This window comes from Phyllobacterium sp. SL163 (genome assembly GCF_049896885.1).
In the GTDB taxonomy this organism is placed as follows: Bacteria; Pseudomonadota; Alphaproteobacteria; order Rhizobiales; family Rhizobiaceae; genus Phyllobacterium; species Phyllobacterium calauticae.
The window spans coordinates 107242-126520 of sequence record NZ_JAFCVE010000012.1; the positions used below are offsets into that span (position 1 = coordinate 107242).

Here is a 19279-nt window from a genome sequence, read left to right on the forward strand (position 1 = left end):
TGACGCCGTTCGGAAGACGAGATCTGACGCCCGGCGTTGTATCGAAGGCGATGCCGGAACGGCAAAGGGCAAGCGAGACGCGGTGGTCTTGTAACCGTTACGTACTTAGCTGATCGCTCCAGGATATCGAAGATGGCTTCAAGCATTCGCCAAGAGCACGCCGGAAATTGACGCCGGTGAAACACGACCAGGGTGTTGACCACCACGCATTGCCACTCCTCATTGCATTGGATGACAAAGCCGCCGGAAAACAACGGGCTGCTTCGACGTCTCATCCAGACGCGATAATTGGAGGGTCATCAAAGGGAGCGAGACCAGACAAAGCCATGTCGGAGGTATCGGAACGGCGGGGACTGTGGAAACTGATGCTCAAGCTGCCCGCGTTGCGCGGCAAGCTCCAGGTTCTCAGTGCGCGGAATGCCACATTGCTGAGTTTATGCGAGGCATACAACGACGCAAGCTCTATGCTGGATTTGTTGCGAAGGAATGGATCAAGCGATATCAAATTGATTGCGGAGTACCAAGATCTTTGCACGGAACTTGAAGAAGAAGTCATCAAGATGTGCGCCTCAGTGAATCAAAAATGATGTGATCTAGGTTTTGCTGCTGAAATTGGCGATGAGTAATTACAAATGATTAGGCGGCGTGCGCTGTAATTAAGAATTATATTGTTTCGTTTGAATATTAAGGGAATTCACTGTTTGAACCAAGGGTTTCCCCCTATACCGCAAGTATAAAATACACTCTAACTGTACTTTGTTGTTTTTCATGGGGGATGAGTGCAATGAACGTTGACGAGGTTGTCGACGCGCGGAAACCCGCAGGAGTAACCGATGAAGATGCCAAAGTAGAGCTGGAACGGCTTCTATCGGATGCACAGTTTCATTCCACGGAGCGCAACAGGAACTTTCTGAAATACGTCGCCAACGCGGTTTTCGAAGGCAACTCAGCCTCGGTGAAGGCCTATACCATCGCCGTTGATGTTTTCGGCCGTCCGTCCAGTTTCGATCCCTCCACCGATCCCATCGTCAGAATAGAAGCCACGCGCCTTCGTGCGTCGCTGGTTCAGTATTACGAGGCGCGCACGGACATTGGAAGCGTGCACATTGAATTGCCGCGGGGGCGATACATCCCCGTTTTCTCAAGAATAGCGGAGCTGGCAAGCGGCGCCAGTCAGGCAGAGGATGCCGCGGTCAAAGACGATGCACCCCATGTCGTTAAACCTGCGAAAGTCGTTTCCCTGCGAAATTTACTGCTGCTCGGTTTGCCGATCGCTGCCGGATGCCTTGGCCTTTGGGCTTTCCTGGCGCGGGGGCCCATCTATTCCGATAAACCGAATGTTGCGATCGAGATGAAACTCGCCGGTGATCCGTCCGATGGCGAGGCCGTTTTCATTCGCGACTATCTGATGATTGCCCTGTCGCAGTTTCATACGCTCAAACTGTCCGCGCCTGACCAGCCGCAAGCCTTGGGCCGGGATGTTTCGAGGCAGACGGCAGATGTGACCTTCCTTACGTCGGACCGGCGCATGAGCCGTTACCATGTGAAGCTGAAATATCATTCCACTGCGAGCGAACGCGCGGTCTGGTGGCAGGTCGTCAATCCGGCCACCGGCGAGGCTTTGCGATCCGGGGTGGAGAAGATTCTTGTCGGCAATAAAACCAATGAAGATTTGCGCCGCGAACTTGTGACCAATCTGGCCAATCGCTTTGCCGGCGCGCGGGGCGTGATCAACAGCACGGAACTGACGCGGGAACTGGCAGCCCCGACCATTGGGAACGGGTGTATACTTCGCGCTGCTGTCGCCATCGAACAGCACAATGGCAATGAAATGTGGGAAGCCAGGACCTGTCTTGAATCCACGCTCAGTGTCGCCCCGAACGATGCCGACGTGAATGCCCAATTGGCGGTACTTTTGCTGGAGTCGACCGCGCCGGACATTGCCAATGATTCGACGGAACGCGCACTCCTCCTTGCAAACAAATCCGTATCGCTTGCGCCAATGTCGGAGCTGAGCAACTACGCGCAAATGCTGGCACAATTCCGCAATGGTCAAACGGAAGCGGCCTTCGTCTCCGGCTATCGGGCAATGGCGCTTAATCCGCAAAATAGCGCCATCCCGGCCCGATTGGGTGCAATGCTCTTTGCCGCGGGGCGATGGGCCGAAGGTTCTGGACTGGCGATCAAGGCAGGCCTGATCGATGATGTTCCGCACAGCGACGCAGGTCTGACCCTGGCCCTCGACGCATATCGGCGGGGTGAATTTGCGGAAGCGCTTTTACGCGTGCAGCAAATGGGCCGTTCGGACGATTATGTTGCCAATATTCTTGAGTTGGCGGCTGCAGCGCAAGTTGGCGATACGGCAACGGTTGGCGAGGTTGCAGCCCGTCTCAAATCGCGTGACCGGCAATTCTGGACGACTTTTCGCGCCGAAATGGCCGCCCGCCAGTACGCGCCGGTCCTTGTAGACAACCTTGGTGCCGGCCTGATGAAGGCCGGGCTTGCGCTGCCTCAGTGGCCCCAAGGGGGAGCACTGGACACAACGTCTCCTCTCGTTAGTTCGACAAATTAACTGTTACGTACTTGCCCTTGCGGCCAACTCAGCCGCTCATGCATTCATGAACGACGCGCGGCTGTTGCTTCATTGTTCGCGTTGCCGTGGCCGCAAACCAAAGGCGGTTGATGGGTATTGGAAACTGCCAGTATTGGAGCTGTTAAAATGACTGTACACAGGGTCTTCACCGTTCCGGTACGAATGTGGTCACACCAAAAGTTAAAGCGGATCGTCGCGGTTTCAGCAACGCTCTCGCTGGCTTTCGCCGGCGCGGCGTTTGCTGCAGAAGGCGGGGCAGGCTTCTACCTTCTCGGTTCACGCGGCCCTGCCGCCGGCGCGCTTCCGCCTCCTGGAATCTATTTCCAGAATGACATTTATATATACTCCGGAAGCCTCGGTGGCGGCCGTGGTCTTCCGACGGGTGGCAAGGTCGTCGGTGATGTTGATGGATCGGTGGCTGTAGAACTGCCCACTGGGATATGGGTGACACCCTGGGAGATTTTGGGCGGGAACTTCGGCCTTTCGGCAACTGTGCCGGTGGGATACAAGAGCGCGTCTGCAAAGCTTGATATTGTCAGTCCGCGATTTGGCACTGCAATCCAACGGGGCCAGTCTGACGACATATTCACCGTTGGCGACCCCGTTATCAGCGGAATGATCGGATGGCACCATGGTAACTTCCATTGGCAAACAGGCGTCATGGTCAATGTTCCGATCGGCGATTATCATGATGGCGCGCTGGCAAATCTCTCGTTCAACCATTGGGGGGCGGACCTCTATGCCGCGGCATCCTGGATAGATCCCACATCGGGAATCGACATCTCCGGCGCGATAGGCGTTACATTCAACGCTGAAAACCCTGCAACGAATTATCGTACGGGTGACGAGCTTCACATTGAATGGGCAGTTTCCAAAACCTTCTCGCCGAAGTTCTCTGCAGGTTTGACCGGATATTATTATGACCAGATATCAGGCGATAGCGGCGCGGGCGCGGTGCTTGGCGGCTTTGAAGGGCGTGTCGCGGCCATTGGCGCAACCGTGGGATACAATTTCGAGGTCGGAGAAACACCGGTTGCGGCGCGGTTGAAATATTTCCATGAGTTTGCGGCGGACAATCGGGCAGAAGGCGATGCAGGATATATCACTTTCTCCATACCGATTGGCCAGCACAAGCCGAAAACGCAGCTGGCTGCTTCCGAATAAGACGGACGCTCGCTTCGCAACCGGGTAAGGACACATCGGCGGCGGAGCGCCTGGACCGGCGCTGCTTCAACGCTTCCGTTATGCCGCCGGAAATCTGGCGGCTGAAATCAGTTCCAAACTTCGATCTTCGAGATTTTATCGTCTGGGGTCATTGTCAATTTGTATTGGGCAAACCTTGTCTTGTCGTCACACGTTACCAGCACAATCGTGGGGCCTGCTGCCGACAGGACGTGATCGATTCTTGCGTCGCTGATCTTGTTGCACCAGAATCCTGCCGCCCGTATTGCGCGCGCTGTCTGGCGCTCAAGTATGCGCACCTGCAATGACTGTGCAGCAGCAACGTCTGTCAGAGCGACGAGGAGACAAAGGCCCTGGGCTATACGTTTCATCCGTTACCTCGCATAAGTTACTGATAAGAAGATGCTTTGAGCACTCCGGTAATGCAACAATGTAACTGTAACAACTTTGACGTGGCCTCTGATTTATCCCAACAATCCAGACAGAATTGGTTCGCGCGTTCTGCCGAGCCAATGCTTGATCCCAATGACCTAGAACGACCTGTGCGTCCGTAATTTTCCACGTATTACCTTGGGGGCGTGCCGTTCTGAGCCGATTGGCATCAAGCCAGGGAGTGTGGCGCAGTGGGGGGGCGGCAATGGTCGGTTCAGGTGTATATCCGCTTTTACAAATGGCGAAGGCCGTTGCGGCAACTGTCCGGGGCGCACGGTCGGAGTGGTCGTGATGCACATCATTGCAATTCAAAGGACTGCCATCCATCTCTGCCTGATCGTCGGATTGATGTTCGCCGCATGGTTTGCCTCCGGGTCGAACAGTGCCGCACAGCCCGCGGCGGCGGCATTGCCGCCTGAAAAGGTCCAGCAACTGATCAAATTGCTCGACGATCCGGAAATCCGTGCATGGCTTGCCACCAAACCGAAGACAGTACCTGCACCTGCCATCGATGGCGCTCCAAGCGGTTTTACGCTTTGGACCAATGGCATACGTGAACATCTTCGTGCGGTGATTCATGCCGTTCCGGCTCTCCCCGGCGATCTGCTGAACGCAGGCAGAATCCTGGCTGCCAAGGTCAGCGAATATGGCTTCTGGTCCGCAGCGTTTTTACTCCTGATACCCATTTTCTGCGGGATGGGCCTGGAGGTTCTTTTCAGGAAATGGGTAAAAAATACAGCGGGATCGAACTCAAACCAACCGCCGGACGACAAGGTGATCTTTCACGAAGACTTGGCACAGGCGGCCTTCGTAAAAATTGCCCCGATTGCTGTTTTCAGCATTGTAAGCTTCGGCGGTTTTCTGATCCTGGCATTGCCGCCTCTGTTCAATGCTCTCGTCGTCCCACTGTTGCTGGCGTTGATCGGATGCCGGATGATCATTGGCCTGAGCGAACTCCTGCTCGCGCCTGCCAAAGGCGAGGCCCACATCCGGCTTCTTCCGATGGAGGATATCTCTGCCCGGTTCTGGAGCCGTCGCACCAGCGCTTTTACAATCATATTGTTCGCCGGATGGGCTGCAGCCGGCGTTCTGGCGGCGCTGGCGATACCGGCCGACACAAAGAGCCTGATCGTCTATTGCATTGGTATCGGATTGCTGGCCGTAGCGGTGGAAGCCGTTTGGCATCGCCCCGGGCCTCGTCGTGACGCCAGGGATATGGGCACGGGAGGCTGGCTGCTCGTCGCTTCCTTTTGCATTTTGTGGTTCTTCTGGATCGCGGGCATGAACATTCTGCTGTGGCTCGGCATCTACGCGATAGTCCTGCCCGGCATATTGAGAGCGACCAGTGCAATCGTTAAAACCGTGTTTGACCAGTATCATGCGGATGAGAGCAAACCGGTTTTCGAAGTTTTGGTCGATCGCGGTGCGCGAGCCCTCATCATAACACTTGCCGTAATTTGGCTCGCCATGGTTGTGCGCCTGCATCCGACAGTTCTGACCGAAGATGCCGCGGCCAGCAAAGCGATCCGCGGCGTCCTCAGCGGTGTTATTATTCTTCTTGTTGCGGACATGCTGTGGCACGTCGCCAAAAGCTCCATAAACCATCGGCTTGAGAGGGCCCGGCAAACAAGCAGCGATGCCGCGGAACTGGCGCGCAGCGGCAGACTGCTGACCCTATTGCCGATCCTGCGCAATTTCCTCGCGGTACTCATCGCGGTTATTGCCATCATGATGGTGCTCTCGGGGCTCGGTGTGGAGGTCGGACCGCTGATTGCCGGTGCAGGAATTTTTGGTGTTGCAATAGGTTTTGGCTCCCAAACGCTCGTCAAGGATGTCATCAGCGGCGTGTTCTACATGATGGACGACGCGTTTCGCGTCGGTGAATATATCCAGAGCGGGAGCTATAAGGGCACCGTAGAGTCCTTCAGCATCCGTTCGGTCAAGCTGCGCCATCACCGTGGCCCGATCTTCACGGTTCCGTTCGGCATGCTTGGTGCGGTCCAGAATATGAGCCGCGACTGGGTCATCGACAAGTTCCTGATTTCAGTCAGCTACAACACCGACATTGCGCAGGTCAAAAAGGTGGTCAAGACCGTGGGCGCAACGCTCCTGGAAGATCCGGAATTTGGTCCGCAAATCATCGAGACGGTGAAGATGAAGGGCGTCGAGGCATTCGGCGACTATGGCATTAATCTGAGCTTCGCCATGATGACCAAACCCGGGCATCAATCAACCATCAGGCGACGGGCTTACGCCATGATACGCGATGCATTTACAGCGACCGGCATCGAATTTGCCTCGCCGACCGTGCAGGTTGCGGGTGACGATCATTCAGGCAGTGTCGCCGCAGCGGCCACGAACGATGCGATCCACCGCAAGAAGGCGGCGGATGCCGCGAAAGCCGGGGAAAGTTGAACCAAGGTCGATGAATTCTGATATGGGCGGGGTAGCAATGGCATTCAGCAACGCATTGAGCCGGCTTGTTCTGGGTCTCATCGGGATCGCTTGTTTGTCCATCGCCGCGCCGGCCCTGGCCGAGTCAAAGTTCCTCTCAAGCCACATTCTTGATCTGGACGGGATGAAGCAGAGGCGGCTCATTCGAATTCTTGTTCCTTATAGCAAGACGATTTATTTCATTGATCAGGGCAAACAGTATGGCACTGCAGTCGAGTTCGGCACTGCGCTCGAGACGGCGCTCAATGCCGGAGCCAAGAGAGAACTCGACCGTGTGCGCATCGCGTTCATCCCGGTTGGCCGCAACGAACTGATTTATGCATTGAATGACGGACTGGGTGATGTGGTGATGGCAAACCTCACAATAACACCGGCCCGGCTCGAGCAGGTCGATTTCACCGTTCCCGTTTACGACAAAGCAAGCGAAATTCTGGTGATGGGACCTTCTGCCGAAAGCGTCGTCGATCTCGATGACCTTTCGGGCAGACAGGTCGCCGTGCGGGAGACAAGCAGCTATTTCGAGCATCTTTCAAAACTGAATGCCGATTTGAAATCGCGGGGAAAGACCGAGATAAGCATACGGATTATGGACGAAAATCTCGAGGATGAAGATCTTCTTGAAATGGTGAACGCGGATCTTCTGGCCTACACCGTCGTCGACAAATACAAGGCCGCAATCTGGTCGTCGATTTTCAAGGATATTGTCGTTCGTCCGGATATCGAAATTTCCGGTAACGGCCAGATCGCCTGGGCGATCCGCAAGAACAGCCCATTGTTGAAGAAAGAGCTCGACCGTTTCGTTGCGACGCATCGGGTCGGAACGACCTTTGGCAATATTCTGAAAAATACGTATTTCAAAAGCGATAAAATTCTTCAGCGCGCTTACTCAAGCGACGATGTCGAAAAATTCAAGCAACTGGTTACACTCTTTCGCAAGCATGGTACGACCTATTCCTTCGATTACCTGATGCTGATGGCGCAGGGCTATCAGGAATCCAAGCTCGATCAATCGAAACGCAGTCCGCGCGGCGCAGTCGGTATCATGCAACTGCTCCCTGCCACCGCAAGCGATAAAGTCGTTGCGATTGCTGGCATTGATAAGAACGAAGACCGCAACATCGAAGCCGGTTCGAAATATTTGCGCTATCTTATGGATACCTATCTGGACGAACCGGGGCTGAATGCGCGTGAACGCGAGTTGCTTGCCTTTGCTGCCTACAATGCAGGGCCGGGCAACCTGAAGAAGTTCAGGAAGAGGGCCGCAGACCTTGGTCTCAATCCGAATATCTGGTTCGGCAATGTCGAGAATTCGGCCGCGGACATCGTTGGCCGGGAAACGGTGCAATATGTCGGCAACATCTACAAATATTACGTTGCCTACACGATGCTGGCGGAGCGGCTCCAGGAAAACGCCGATGCAGTGAGTTCCGGCAAAAAGGGTGGCTAGACCATAACGGTTTTCAAAGCAGCAACTGACAGAATGGGCCGCCGTGAAAGATCAGGAATGTCGGGCCGTTCTACCGTTCACGTGCCATGGGTTGGCTTAATAGCTCAGCTCGCGGGACTGCGCCTGGTCCTGCAGTGTTTCATGGAATTTATCCGAGTTGACCGGAGCGCGTTTTTGGCCTTCCAGAATGTTGATCGGCGTACTTACGGTTGTCGCGGCGACCTTGCCGACCACATTGACACCTCCAGCTATCACCGCCGTTACACCTTGACCGAGTGATACGTTGGAATCGGTAAGGGTCTGTCCGGTTACCAGGCGCTGGCCGATCAACTGCACAATCTGCGGGCTCTCTGCGAACTTGCCGTGGTTGAGGCTGTCCCCGCCCTTGACCTTCGTCAGGTCGATAACCGTAATTCCGGCTTGTTCGAGTTTGCTGCGATAGGGCTCGTCGGCGGGATTGATGGCTCCAAGCCGCTGCACGTCACCCGAGATGAAGCGGGAGGCTGCGAGCGCACGGTCGTCCTGGGAAACGAATATCGTGAATTTGGGTCGCTTTTCACCCATTTCCGTCCATTGGCGCGCGAAGACATCGACATCGATATCCGGCGAAGCCAGGATTACGTTGTCGATCTTTGGGGCAACGCGGCCGTCACGAATAGCCATCTGCCGCAAGGACTCCATGGCCAGCCATGTTCCCATCGAATGCGCCATGACGGTGATGTCTTTGACGTTCGGATCATTGGCAAGCGTGCGCAATGTTTGCTCGAAAGCCACTCTCGAATAATTGGTGCTTTCCTTGTCGTAATTGTAATCGAAGAGACTGGCCCTGGACGGCCAGGTGAACAGGATCGGCGTTACCTTGGCGCCCGAGTCGTGGATAATCTGGGCAAAACGAAAGACCGAATCCTCATAGCGGTTGTTGAATCCATGCACGAAGACCAGCGCATGTCCGCCGACGACATGCGCCCGGAACCATGTTCTGGCCTGATCGACGGATTTGAGCTGCTGGACACGCGTAACGGCAAAATCGGTATCGGGGTTGGGCGGCAGTTTCTTGGGCCATTGAACCGTGCCAGCCTTGCGTTTGCTGTCCGATGGGATCGAAACCGAGATATCGGTCAGATAGGGATGCGGGCTGCGCTCTCCGGTAAACAGTGTGGCGGGATCGTCGGATGGGACCCGGCTCGTCACGACAAGCATGTCCACAGTCGAACCGCCGGTTTTGTTGGAAACCGCGACAGGGGACATGACGCCCTTCGGATGGCCGGCACATCCTCCCAATACGACCACGCAGGCCAACAGGATTGACAGAGGAGATGACAATGGCATCAGGCCAGTTGCGGCGCGCCGTCCCATTGGGCGCGTGTCGTTCGGCAACTTGTTTCGCCTGGTAGACGCATGGTTGGACAGAGCATTTGGCATCGGGTGTTTCCTCGAGAACCTGTGGCGCACCCGCAAGGGCATGCCTGAATTCATGCCTCAATGAGCCGGTTTCGTATCGCGAAGCGGACAAGCGCTGCCGTGGATTTGGCATCCAGTTTACGCATGGCAGCGGAGCGGTGGCTTTCAACAGTCTTTTCGCTCAGTCCAAGGACCGCTGCCGTCTCCTTGTTGCTGTGTCCCTCGGCAATAAGCTTGACGACTGCCGTTTCCCGCGACGTCAGGATGCTCGGCGACGCATCAGATTTTGCGAGGTAAGAGGATACGAGTATGTCCGAGACCGCCTTGGTGAAGAACGGTTGGCGATGTTCCAGTGCCTCCACGGCCTGGATCAGATGGCGGGTTGCATCCGACTTCAGCAAATATCCCCGAACGCCCGCTTCAAGAATGTTGCGCAGCAAAGCCTCATTGTCGTGTTGGGTAAAGATAAGGATTTCGGTTTTAGGGTTGTGGGTGCGGATCTGACGGGCAGCTTCGACGCCATTGATATACGGCAAAGCATAATCCAGGATGGCAATTTCGGGGTCGGTAACACGAGCCTGCTCAACCGCATCGCGTCCGTTCTCCGCCTCGGCAACGATTTCCCAGCGCTCCCGCGTAGAGAGAATGGCTCTGACGCCTTGCCGAACGATCTCATGGTCGTCCGCGATGAGAATCCGTGTCATATCCACCCCCCGGTTGACGCCTGGTCCGCTAGCTCAGTTCGCCGATCTGGAACAAGCTTGCGGATTACCTCAGCCCTACATCGGAAACTGAAATTCGGCAAAAATTAACAGTTACGTACTTACGCCGACAGAGCCGTTGAACGCTAATGCTCCCCAATAACCAATGGGAGCGCTGCGCACAATGCAACGGTCAATCACACGCAACCGCACAGCAGCACCATCATTGCACAGGTGTGCCGATTCGTGTCGCGAGGTTGCCGTCGCCGATCGATATCAACGCTCGTACTCCGAACACAATTCATTGAGGAGAAGCAAGTATGTCACTATATCCAAAGGCGATGGCCATCGCAGCTTCGGCGATTTTGCTGTTCTGCGGCGGCATCACGCCCGTGTGGTCGCAGGCACAAACGGCTGCAGCCCCGCCTGCCGCCGCGGTCGCTGAAGCACCCAAGCTGCTTTCGAACACCGAACTGCAAACGCTTGTCGCACGCATTGCGCTTTATCCGGATGACCTGGTGGCTCTGGTGCTGTCCGCTGCGCTTAATCCGCTGCAAATCGTGCAGGCCGAGCGTTTCCTCGAAGAAGCCAAGTCCAAACCGGATCAAAAGCCGGATAAGTCTTGGGATGGCAGCATCGTCTCGCTGCTCAATTACCCGACCGTTGTCAAAATGATGAATGACGACCTGAACTGGACCCAGCAACTCGGGACTGCCGTGGTTGACCAGCAGAAGGATGTCCTCGTTGCCGTACAGCAGCTGAGGGACAAGGCGGTTTCCCAAGGGGTGATCAAGTCCAATGACAAGGTCATCGTGGAAAAGCAGAAGAGCAACGTTGTCATCCGTCCTGTCAAAAAGGAGGTGACCTACGTTCCGGAGTATGATCCGATTATCCTGACGAGCCCGACTTATGTCGCAGCGGCGCCAATCGTCTACGGGAGCCCGTATCCGTCCTATTACTACCCATATGCGCCTTACTGGGCAGGTTTCGTTACTGGTGTTGCCTTTGGCGCTGCCGTGGACTGGAACAACTGGCATTCATGGGGCGGGAATGACGTCAATGTGAATGTCAACAATTTCAACCGCAATGATTTCCACTTTGACAAGAACAATATCAGCAACCTCAACTTTGACAGCGGTAAATTCAATTTCGACCGAAATTCCATCACCAACAATATCCGTCAGAACAACGGAAACCGTCTCGATGTAAAGGGCGGCGACCGCATCGGAAATACATCCGGTTTCGCCGGCGCCGGCTCAAGAATCGGCAGTGCGGACGTTCGCCGTGACGTACAGAGCGGCCTGAAGGAACGGGTTGGCGGGAACGTTGCAAATGACCGCGCCAACCGGGCGGCCACACGGCCTGCCAACAACAATATCGCCCGTCCCAACCCGGCCAAAGGCAATATTGCAGGCAACACCCGGCCCAGGCAAACAATGGCGGCTCGTGCCGATCATCGCCCAAGACAGCCAAGTGCATTCGGCAATTATGCTCCGGGCCATGAAGTCAGGCAATTCTCCCAACGTGGCAATTTCAGCCGTAACTTCGGTGGCGGCGACAGGCTTGGCGCGGGTGGTGGAGGCGTAAGGCATGGATTTGGCGGCGGCGGTCGCTTCCATCGCCGTTGACCATGAAGAACCACCGCAGTTTCCTTTGAAGGATTTTGAAAAATGTCCAGACACGTTCTGAAAGCACTTTTTGCATCAACGCTCATCTCAATGGCTGTACCGTCGTTCGCAGCCGAACCGTCATTGCAACGCTTTGTCGGCGCTGAACCCTTGACCTTCAAGGACGCCGGCGAAGCGGTGGATGCCCTCAAGAAGGATCTTGAAACAAAGGATGTCGGCGCACTGGCAAAATTGCTGGGTCTTAACCCGGAAGAGGCAAAGAAATCGGACGATTTCGACGCGCGCCTGACTGAACTTCAGCAGGCGTCCAAGGAACAAACCGCAATGGAAGACCGCGAGGACGGCGGCAAGGAAGTGGTCCTGGGAAATCTCGCCTGGCCATTCCCGTTTCCCTTGGTGAAGCACGACAGCGGCTGGCGGTTCGATACACTTGCGGGCCTTGAGGAGGTCCTGGCGCGTCGTATCGGCGAAAACGAGCTTGAGGCAATCGACATATGCCGCAACGAAGTCCTCGCGCAGGCGGCCTATGCACAAGTGGACCACGAAGGCGATGGCGTGCTCGAGTTTGCCCAGAAAATTATAAGCGACGAAGGCAAGCAAAACGGGCTCTATTGGAAATCGGCTGGAGGCGAAGAGAGCCCTGCCGGCAATCTGGGGGATGCCGCCAAAATCGAAGCCAGTGCCGGCTCGGACCACGGTTATTTCGGGTATCGATTCCGAATCCTCACGTCGCAAGGCAGCAATATTGCCGGCGGGAAGTACAATTTCGTTATCAACGGCCACATGATTGCGGGACATGCCATGATTGCTTCACCGGCAGTCTATGGCGAGACCGGGATCATGACCTTTGTCGTCAGTCATCACGGTACCGTTTATCAAAAGGACCTTGGTCCGGACACGGCGAAGATAGTCAAAACAATAACCTCGTTCAATCCTGACAAAACATGGGAGCCTGTTGAGGACTGATCGTGGGTCCGCGGGATATCCAGGGCAGATCCTAACTGTCGGGAGCAATACGCAATCAGAGCCGGGTGGAGCGATCATCGCTTCATCCGGCTCTGATTTTATATTGCCTCCCGATGACAAACCGTTCGCCTGAGAAGCAAAGACCTGACAGGAACGGTGGAATCCGGAAATGTCGACTTTCAAGATCCTTACATGCTGCACTTGTGATAGGTGACATACATGTTGTCGCCAAACGGATCGAAGCGCTGAAATTCTTCGGGGCCGACGATTTTGAAAGTAGCCGTGACATCGCTCTGGATCATTGAATCGGTGCATGACAGCCGAGCGGACAAACGGTCTTTTTGTTTGCGCACGCTTTGGGTGGTGCATATCGCCATCGGCCCGGATACCTTGCTTCCGACGATCAGCAAGCCGGTTGTTGTTGAGGCGCCGCGGTCCTTGAACTCAATCTTTTTGCCGACTTTCTTGAACGTATCAGCGCAGTCGGTACCGTTCATGGTCCACGCGCCTTGCAATTCCTTCATTGAAGCCGCGATGACGCCGGATGTTAAACCAAGGCCTATCAGTCCGCTCAAGAGAAGGATTTTACCGGTTTTGCCTGACATCGAAGTTCTCCATGTTCATTTCGTCTGAAGACTAGGACAACGGCAATCCAACGAAAACACGGTCCGCTCGAATATACAGATTCGATACGGTAAATGTGCCGATGGCCGATGGCGATAAGCCGGCCTCAAGCGCTCATCGGATCAATGTCATCTTCGTGTCGTCCATGCGAACCAGACGGCGACAATGGCAAGGACAATTGCCAGGAAGCGGCGGATGAAACGCTCGCGGGATGGCTCGTTCAGGACCGCTCCCAGCGAGCCGGCGAGTATCACGATGGCGCAGTGAATTGCCGTTGCGACCAGGAGGTAGATGGTTGTGAGCAGCAAGGTTTGGCTGAGCGTGGGTGAGACGTCGTCGAGGAAGGTCGGTAACACTGCAATGTAAAAGACCGCCGCCTTCGGGTTGAGAAGGTTGGTCATCAGGCCGCGCGCAAAATGTTTGCTTGCCGGTTCTGCCACGGGACCAACCTCAGTTGAGCTGTCCCGCCAAGCGTCGACGGCGAGATACAGCAGGAAAACAATACCTGCCCAACGCAGGGCCGCGTAGAGGCCGGGAGATTGCGTTACTATTTCCGCCAGACCCAATGACGCTGCAAGTCCCACCACGGCGAGACCGAGCGTAATTCCAGCCACAGTGGCAAATCCCGATCGGCGACCATCGCTCGCGGCGATGACAGCCAGGTAAGCCATATTCGGCCCCGGCGTCAGCTCGATGATCAGCGACGTTGCGGCGAACGAAAACAATGTGCTTACGGGCAGTTCGTACAATGCCAGGCCGCTCATCATGTGTTGCCCCGGCTCGCGTTTCGGGATTGCAATCCGCTGCGCTTTTCGAGCAATTTGCGCCAGAGGCCGCCCTCGAATGCCGAGCTGATCTCTCGTGATGCGAGATAGGGGATCAGGACAAGCAGCATGATGAAGCTGGTGGCGAATATCTGGGGTGCCTTGCCAAGAAGATCGGAAAGCGATGCGGCTATTGTCCTTCCATGGATGAGCCCCACGACAATCTCCTCGAGAATCGAGAGTGTGATCAGCAGCGCCAGATAGAGCAGGGCCTTGGAGGCAATGACATTGATGATCCGGCGATCGCTATAGCGATCGCCCAGATGGACGGCGTGCCCAAGCAGGATGAACTTGGCCAACAGCAAGGCCTTGAGGGCAGGGAGCCCGAACGGCCAGAAACCATCACCAGAGCTGCCTACAATCGTGATTTTATAGAGGATGATGGCACTCAGGCAAACGTAGAGATAAACCGCAAGAACGGCGAATTGCAGCAAGTCGCTCTTCAGTCGGGTGATCATCAAACTGGCGTTGATTGGCATGGTGGCCTCCTGATCGAAACCGGTTACCGTCGGATTGGCATTTGTCGGCTCCCGACATCGCCGTTGCCTCATTTCGGATGGTACGCAACCAGGGCCGAAAGGGAAGCACGATACGGTAAATCAAGTGATGGATAGGCCTTTAACAAGCGTCCCAGAAATTGGAAATTATCTAATGATTCCGCTGCATTTTTGAAGAATGGGCATTTTAAATGCGTTCAGGCAGATAACACGAGTCCTAAAGTATAGGCCGCAATTTCCGGTGACCCTGCGGTGGCGACTATGGCAAGAGGTTCTGCATCAGGATAGTTGAGCGCCGCGAATACCATGCAGAATTGTGCTGGACATCGAGATGAAAGTCAGCCCCATGGTGTGCCTTGAAATGCATTCATCGGCAGTTTGAGATAGCGTATGCCGTTCTCTTCCAACTCCGGAAGCCGGCTGCCGTTGATGTTGACCTGCAAGGCGTGCAGAATGAGTTTTGGCATTGGGAGCGTCCGATCTCGGTTCTCGCGCATCAAGACAAAGTCCTCTTTGTTTGGTGAGCCTTTGAGATGGATATTCTCAGCCTTCTGACGGTCGACAGTGCTTTCCCATAGGGGTTGCCGTCCACCCGGCTGATAGTCATGTCCGACAAATATGCGCGTATCTCCGGGCAGGGCGAGGATTTTCTGGATGCTCGCCCACAGCGTGCCTGCGCTTCCGCCTGGAAAGTCCGCACGGGCTGTGCCGCTGTCGGGCATGAAGATCGTATCGTGCACGAACGCCGCGTCACCGATCGAATAGGTTATCGATGCAAGCGTGTGGCCCGGCGAAAACATGACGCCGGCCGCGATGCTGCCGATGGAGAAGGTGTCGCCGTCAACGAACAGCCGGTCCCACTGACTGCCATCGATGCGCAAATCCGGCCAATTGTAGATCTGCGACCAGATCTTCTGGACATCGACAATTCTTGCGCCAATGGCGATTGGCGCACCCGTAATCCCTTTGAGATAGGCTGCAGCCGACATGTGGTCGGCATGCGGATGGGTATCGAGAATCCACTGAACATGCAGATCTTGCGCACGGACAAAGTCCAGCAGCAGATCGGCGTTGTATGTCGCTGTCGTGCCCGACTTCTCGTCGAAGTCGAGGACCGGGTCGATGATGGCACAAGCCCTGGTCTTCGGATCGCTGACGACGTACTGAACCGAAAATGTGCGCGGGTCAAAGAAGGCGGTAACGTCAGGCCTATGCATGGACAGCTTCCTGAAAGTCCGAAACACGCGGCGAGAAAATCGCCCGTGCCGGATCGAATGTGTAGAGCGCTTCAAATGAAGGAGCATCACGCGCCAACTGAGCGACAGATTGCAGGATGAAGGAGACTTTTTCATCTGACAAAAGGACGCTCAGATTGAGTCTGGTAAATCCGGGCTTCTCGATCTCGTTGCCACTGAGGATCGCCAGCCGCATACGTTGCGAGGTGTCGGCATCAATCGACAGCAATCGGTGCACATAGGGCCCCGCGCAGGCGCAACCTCCCCGGGCCTGGATGCCGAACCGATCGCTCAGCAGCCGCGTGATCAATTGCTGGTGGACATATCCGCCTTTGGCGTTTCTGATTCGGAACGAGAATATCGGAAGACGTGGCAGTAGGCAGGAGCCGAGCAGTTCGATCTCGGGAACGTTCTGCCATGCCGCAAATGCCTTGTGCGTCAGTTCATCGTTGCGCCGCTTGATTTCGTCCAAGCCGATCGCCTGTTTGACCAGAAAAGCAAGTGCCGCTCGAATGTCACCGATAACGTTGGGCGTGCCCGCTTCCTCGCGCGCTTCAAGGCTGTCGCTGTAATCATGGCCGGTTGGCGAAACGAATTTCACGGTGCCGCCACCTGGCCAAGAGGGCTTGCTTGCGACAACGGCATCGTGGCGAACAATCAGGATACCTGTTGCTCCCGGCCCACCAATGAATTTATGCAGCGATATGACGATCGCGTCTATCTCGACGTCCGTTTCGGGGCGCATTGAGATTGGCAGATAAGGTCCGGCACCGGCATAGTCCCAGACGATCTTTGCGCCTGCCGATTTGGCGATCTTCGTGATTGCCGCGACATTGGTCATAATCCCTGTCACGTTGGACGCGGCCGAAAAAGAGCAGACCTTCAAATCTGCGGTGGCGTTCTCCAGCGCGTTTGTCAGAAGCACGGGATCCGGGCCGCCGTCGACACCTTCGGCGATTTCTATGATCTGCGCGCCGCTTTCCCGCCATGGCAGAATATTTGAGTGATGCTCATAAGGTCCGATGATCACGCAAACCCGCTGGCCCGACGCAACCGCCTTGGAGACACCAAGCAAATTGACAAGCCGATTGATGCCCGCAGTTGCTCCGGACCCTGCAAAGATGACTGCGTGGTTGTGGTCTGCGTCGCAGCATTCCGCGATCACTGCGCGCGCAGCCCGGCGCAGGCGTGTCATCATGCCTCCGCAGTAGGAGGCTTCGGTATGGCTGTTTGCATAATAGGGCAACACGTCTTCGAGGATAAAATGTTCGACCTGTTTGAGCGCCCGTCCGGAAGCAACGTAATCGGCATAGACGAGATCTTTCAAGCCGAACGGCCCGTCGACTTTGGCCTGCGAACCAATAAGACCCTCGCGTAGCATGACGACGGGATCGGCCACATCGAGGCTACTTCGGAATTTGGCGAGAACTGCCGTTGGAACTGCTGATTGGCGAGTATTGACTGGCTCTTGCACTGTCGGTCTCCAGAAAGGATTTGACAGAGATTATATTCCCCATCACTCTTCAAATCTTCACCGATTTTTTGACAACTTGGAGCTAAAGCGGGAAAAATGATCGATAAATCCGAGAAAATTGATGATTTTGATCTGAAAATTCTGACGTGCCTTCAGCGAAACGCGGTCGCATCGCAACGTGATTTGGCCGACCAGGTGGGGCTATCGCAAAATGCCTGTTGGCGGAGGCTCCAGCGGCTTCACGCTATCGGCATGGTGCGAGGCGCACACGCTGACATCAATCTGGAGGTGCTTGGTTTCGATCTGATCGTGATTGTCATGATCCGCACGCGCCACCACTCCAAGGAATGGTCCGATGATTTTCGCAAACACGTCGACCAGTTGCCGGAGGTTATCGATTTTTACCGAATTGGCGGGGATTGGGACTATTTGATCAAGGTCGCAACCCGTGGGATGTCGGGCTATGACGCTTTTTATCAGAAACTTATTACAAACTTCGATCTGGCAACCGTAACGGGCTATTTTTCGATGGAAGCCATTATCAACAATCGAGCGGTTGATTTAACTCGTGTCCGCCAAAGCGACAAGACTCGTTTAATTCCGTAAAGCATCCAGTGAGCCATACATTGGATAATCTGGAAAAACCGCTCCGCGAAGCACCCAGGTTCAAGGCCGAATCCGCTTGAAGCCGGGAAAACGGGCTTGGAGGCATAGGTTCCTCGATCACAGCCAGTCGAGACCGCGATCGGATCTACACCGGGTTCCGAGGGGACGGAAATAACTCCTCGGTCAAACCAAGAACACGATAAACCAACAATCCCAGCCATTCATGCATCGCAAGATCAGATGCGGCAAGACCTGTGGCAATGGTCGAAACGGGTCTGAACCAATCTGCGCTTCCGCGGGTGCGATAATCCACGGGATAGGGAGTTATGTTCATACCGGCAGCACGAAAACACGCAACGGCCCGCGGCATGTGGCTCGCCGAAGTTACCAGCAGCCACTGTTCCCCTGGCTTGGCTTGAAACGCTGCGGCGGTTTCCGATCCGTTTTCGCACGTGTTGCGCGAAAGCTCCTCAATGCTGATGCGGGTTTCAGGTAGACCGATAGAGACGAGCACATCTTTGGCAATCTGCGATTCCGTCGGGGAGTTGTCGTGTACAAGATGATTGGCACCGCCGGACAGCAATACACGCGCATCAGGATGAAGCCGGGCGAGTTCAGCCGTTGCCGTCAGTCTTTCGGCTGCCTCGTTCAAAGCGGGGCTATGACGTCCGGCTGTTATGTGTGTGTCGACAGCGCCTCCGAGCATGATGATGCCGGCAACTGGCCCTGTAATGCTGGGTTGTGGAAAGCGGTTCTCAAGAAGCAGTAGGGCCGCTGGTCCTGCAGGAGACCAGCCAAGGATTGCAAGCAGCGCAACTGACATCGCGAGAAATGACAGACCTGTCCTGCGAAACCCCAGGATCAGGGCGAACATGCCCGAAATACCGAGAAGCCCGATGATATTGGACGGCAGGACCACGTAGCCCGCCACTTTGGAGATCAGGAAGAACATTTAAGGCCCCGGTGTTCACGGCATGATTGCTTGTATGCGTGATGTGTGCAGCATCGTGCGCTTATTGTCCAATGGAACGAAGGTGATCGATACGGCGCAAAAGGAAGCCATATTGGGCAACGAGAAATCCAATTTCAAATCTCACATGATGGTTATCGCGCGGCGGTATCGGAATATCCCGATCATGCCGGCCGCCTGTCTGTCGGCTTTGCTCAGTGGATTGGTGTGTTGGCCGCTCGGTGATCCGCTTGCCATTACCAGTC

17 protein-coding genes are annotated in these 19279 nt (G+C 55.4%); 9 read left to right on the top strand and 8 right to left on the bottom strand.

Annotation, left to right across the window (positions count from 1 at the left end):
- The first annotated feature begins 176 nt into the window (after window positions 1-176).
- From ACP7B1_RS23210 to ACP7B1_RS23230, 5 genes are all read left to right on the top strand, one after another.
- Window positions 177-587: a hypothetical protein gene (locus tag ACP7B1_RS23210; protein ID WP_346307748.1), complete on the top strand. Its 411-nt coding sequence runs from the start codon at window positions 177-179 to the stop codon at window positions 585-587.
- Between the two features lie 197 nt (window positions 588-784).
- Window positions 785-2572: a hypothetical protein gene (locus ACP7B1_RS23215; protein WP_346307747.1), complete on the top strand. Its 1788-nt coding sequence runs from the start codon at window positions 785-787 to the stop codon at window positions 2570-2572.
- 147 nt (window positions 2573-2719) lie between these two features.
- Window positions 2720-3757 (top strand): SphA family protein, encoded by a 1038-nt coding sequence (locus ACP7B1_RS23220; protein ID WP_346307746.1) that lies wholly within the window; start codon window positions 2720-2722, stop codon window positions 3755-3757.
- A 588-nt stretch (window positions 3758-4345) separates the two neighbouring features.
- Window positions 4346-6622, top strand: a complete 2277-nt coding sequence (locus tag ACP7B1_RS23225) for a mechanosensitive ion channel family protein (RefSeq protein WP_346307745.1) — start codon at window positions 4346-4348, stop codon at window positions 6620-6622.
- Window positions 6623-6659: 37 nt separating this feature from the next.
- Window positions 6660-8108 (top strand): lytic transglycosylase F, encoded by a 1449-nt coding sequence (locus tag ACP7B1_RS23230; RefSeq protein ID WP_346307744.1) that lies wholly within the window; start codon window positions 6660-6662, stop codon window positions 8106-8108.
- Window positions 8109-8204: 96 nt separating this feature from the next.
- Here the strand turns inward: ACP7B1_RS23230 and ACP7B1_RS23235 are convergent, their stop codons facing one another.
- Window positions 8205-9437 (bottom strand): alpha/beta hydrolase, encoded by a 1233-nt coding sequence (locus ACP7B1_RS23235; protein ID WP_346307743.1) that lies wholly within the window; start codon window positions 9435-9437, stop codon window positions 8205-8207.
- A 143-nt stretch (window positions 9438-9580) separates the two neighbouring features.
- Window positions 9581-10213 carry a response regulator transcription factor gene (locus ACP7B1_RS23240; protein ID WP_346307742.1) on the bottom strand — a complete coding sequence of 211 codons (633 nt, stop codon included), beginning with the start codon at window positions 10211-10213 and terminating at the stop codon, window positions 9581-9583.
- 317 nt (window positions 10214-10530) lie between these two features.
- Between ACP7B1_RS23240 and ACP7B1_RS23245 the strand changes: the two genes are divergently transcribed.
- Together ACP7B1_RS23245 and ACP7B1_RS23250 are read left to right on the top strand one after the other, a co-directional pair.
- Window positions 10531-11838, top strand: coding sequence for a DUF3300 domain-containing protein (locus ACP7B1_RS23245; protein ID WP_346307741.1), 1308 nt, complete (start codon window positions 10531-10533; stop codon window positions 11836-11838).
- 150 nt (window positions 11839-11988) lie between these two features.
- The gene (locus ACP7B1_RS23250) at window positions 11989-12804 is read left to right on the top strand and encodes a DUF2950 domain-containing protein (protein WP_426137280.1); all 816 of its coding nucleotides are present in this window, start codon (window positions 11989-11991) and stop codon (window positions 12802-12804) included.
- Window positions 12805-12992: 188 nt separating this feature from the next.
- Here the strand turns inward: ACP7B1_RS23250 and ACP7B1_RS23255 are convergent, their stop codons facing one another.
- The 5 genes from ACP7B1_RS23255 to ACP7B1_RS23275 form a co-directional block, all read right to left on the bottom strand.
- Entirely contained in the window at window positions 12993-13409 is a 417-nt protein-coding gene (locus ACP7B1_RS23255) for a hypothetical protein (RefSeq protein ID WP_223616054.1), read from the bottom strand.
- 147 nt (window positions 13410-13556) lie between these two features.
- Window positions 13557-14195 (bottom strand): LysE family translocator, encoded by a 639-nt coding sequence (locus tag ACP7B1_RS23260; RefSeq protein WP_346307739.1) that lies wholly within the window; start codon window positions 14193-14195, stop codon window positions 13557-13559.
- Window positions 14192-14731: a hypothetical protein gene (locus ACP7B1_RS23265; RefSeq protein WP_346307738.1), complete on the bottom strand. Its 540-nt coding sequence runs from the start codon at window positions 14729-14731 to the stop codon at window positions 14192-14194. Before ACP7B1_RS23265 ends, ACP7B1_RS23260 begins: the two co-directional genes overlap by 4 nt.
- A gap of 356 nt (window positions 14732-15087) precedes the next feature.
- Entirely contained in the window at window positions 15088-15966 is an 879-nt protein-coding gene (locus ACP7B1_RS23270; RefSeq protein ID WP_346307737.1) for an MBL fold metallo-hydrolase, read from the bottom strand.
- Complete coding sequence (locus ACP7B1_RS23275) at window positions 15959-17458, bottom strand: aminotransferase class V-fold PLP-dependent enzyme (protein ID WP_426137281.1); 1500 nt, start codon at window positions 17456-17458, stop codon at window positions 15959-15961. The genes ACP7B1_RS23270 and ACP7B1_RS23275 overlap by 8 nt, the downstream gene beginning before the upstream one ends.
- 96 nt (window positions 17459-17554) lie before the next feature.
- On the opposite strand from ACP7B1_RS23275, the gene ACP7B1_RS23280 reads away from it, so the two are divergent.
- A complete protein-coding gene (locus tag ACP7B1_RS23280) occupies window positions 17555-18064 on the top strand; it encodes an Lrp/AsnC family transcriptional regulator (RefSeq protein WP_346307736.1) in 510 nt (169 codons plus the stop codon).
- Between the two features lie 145 nt (window positions 18065-18209).
- Here the strand turns inward: ACP7B1_RS23280 and ACP7B1_RS23285 are convergent, their stop codons facing one another.
- Window positions 18210-19016 (bottom strand): YdcF family protein, encoded by an 807-nt coding sequence (locus ACP7B1_RS23285; protein WP_346307735.1) that lies wholly within the window; start codon window positions 19014-19016, stop codon window positions 18210-18212.
- An 82-nt stretch (window positions 19017-19098) separates the two neighbouring features.
- On the opposite strand from ACP7B1_RS23285, the gene ACP7B1_RS23290 reads away from it, so the two are divergent.
- Window positions 19099-19279 (top strand): hypothetical protein (locus ACP7B1_RS23290; RefSeq protein WP_426137282.1); only part of this gene is annotated, 181 nt, incomplete at its 3' end.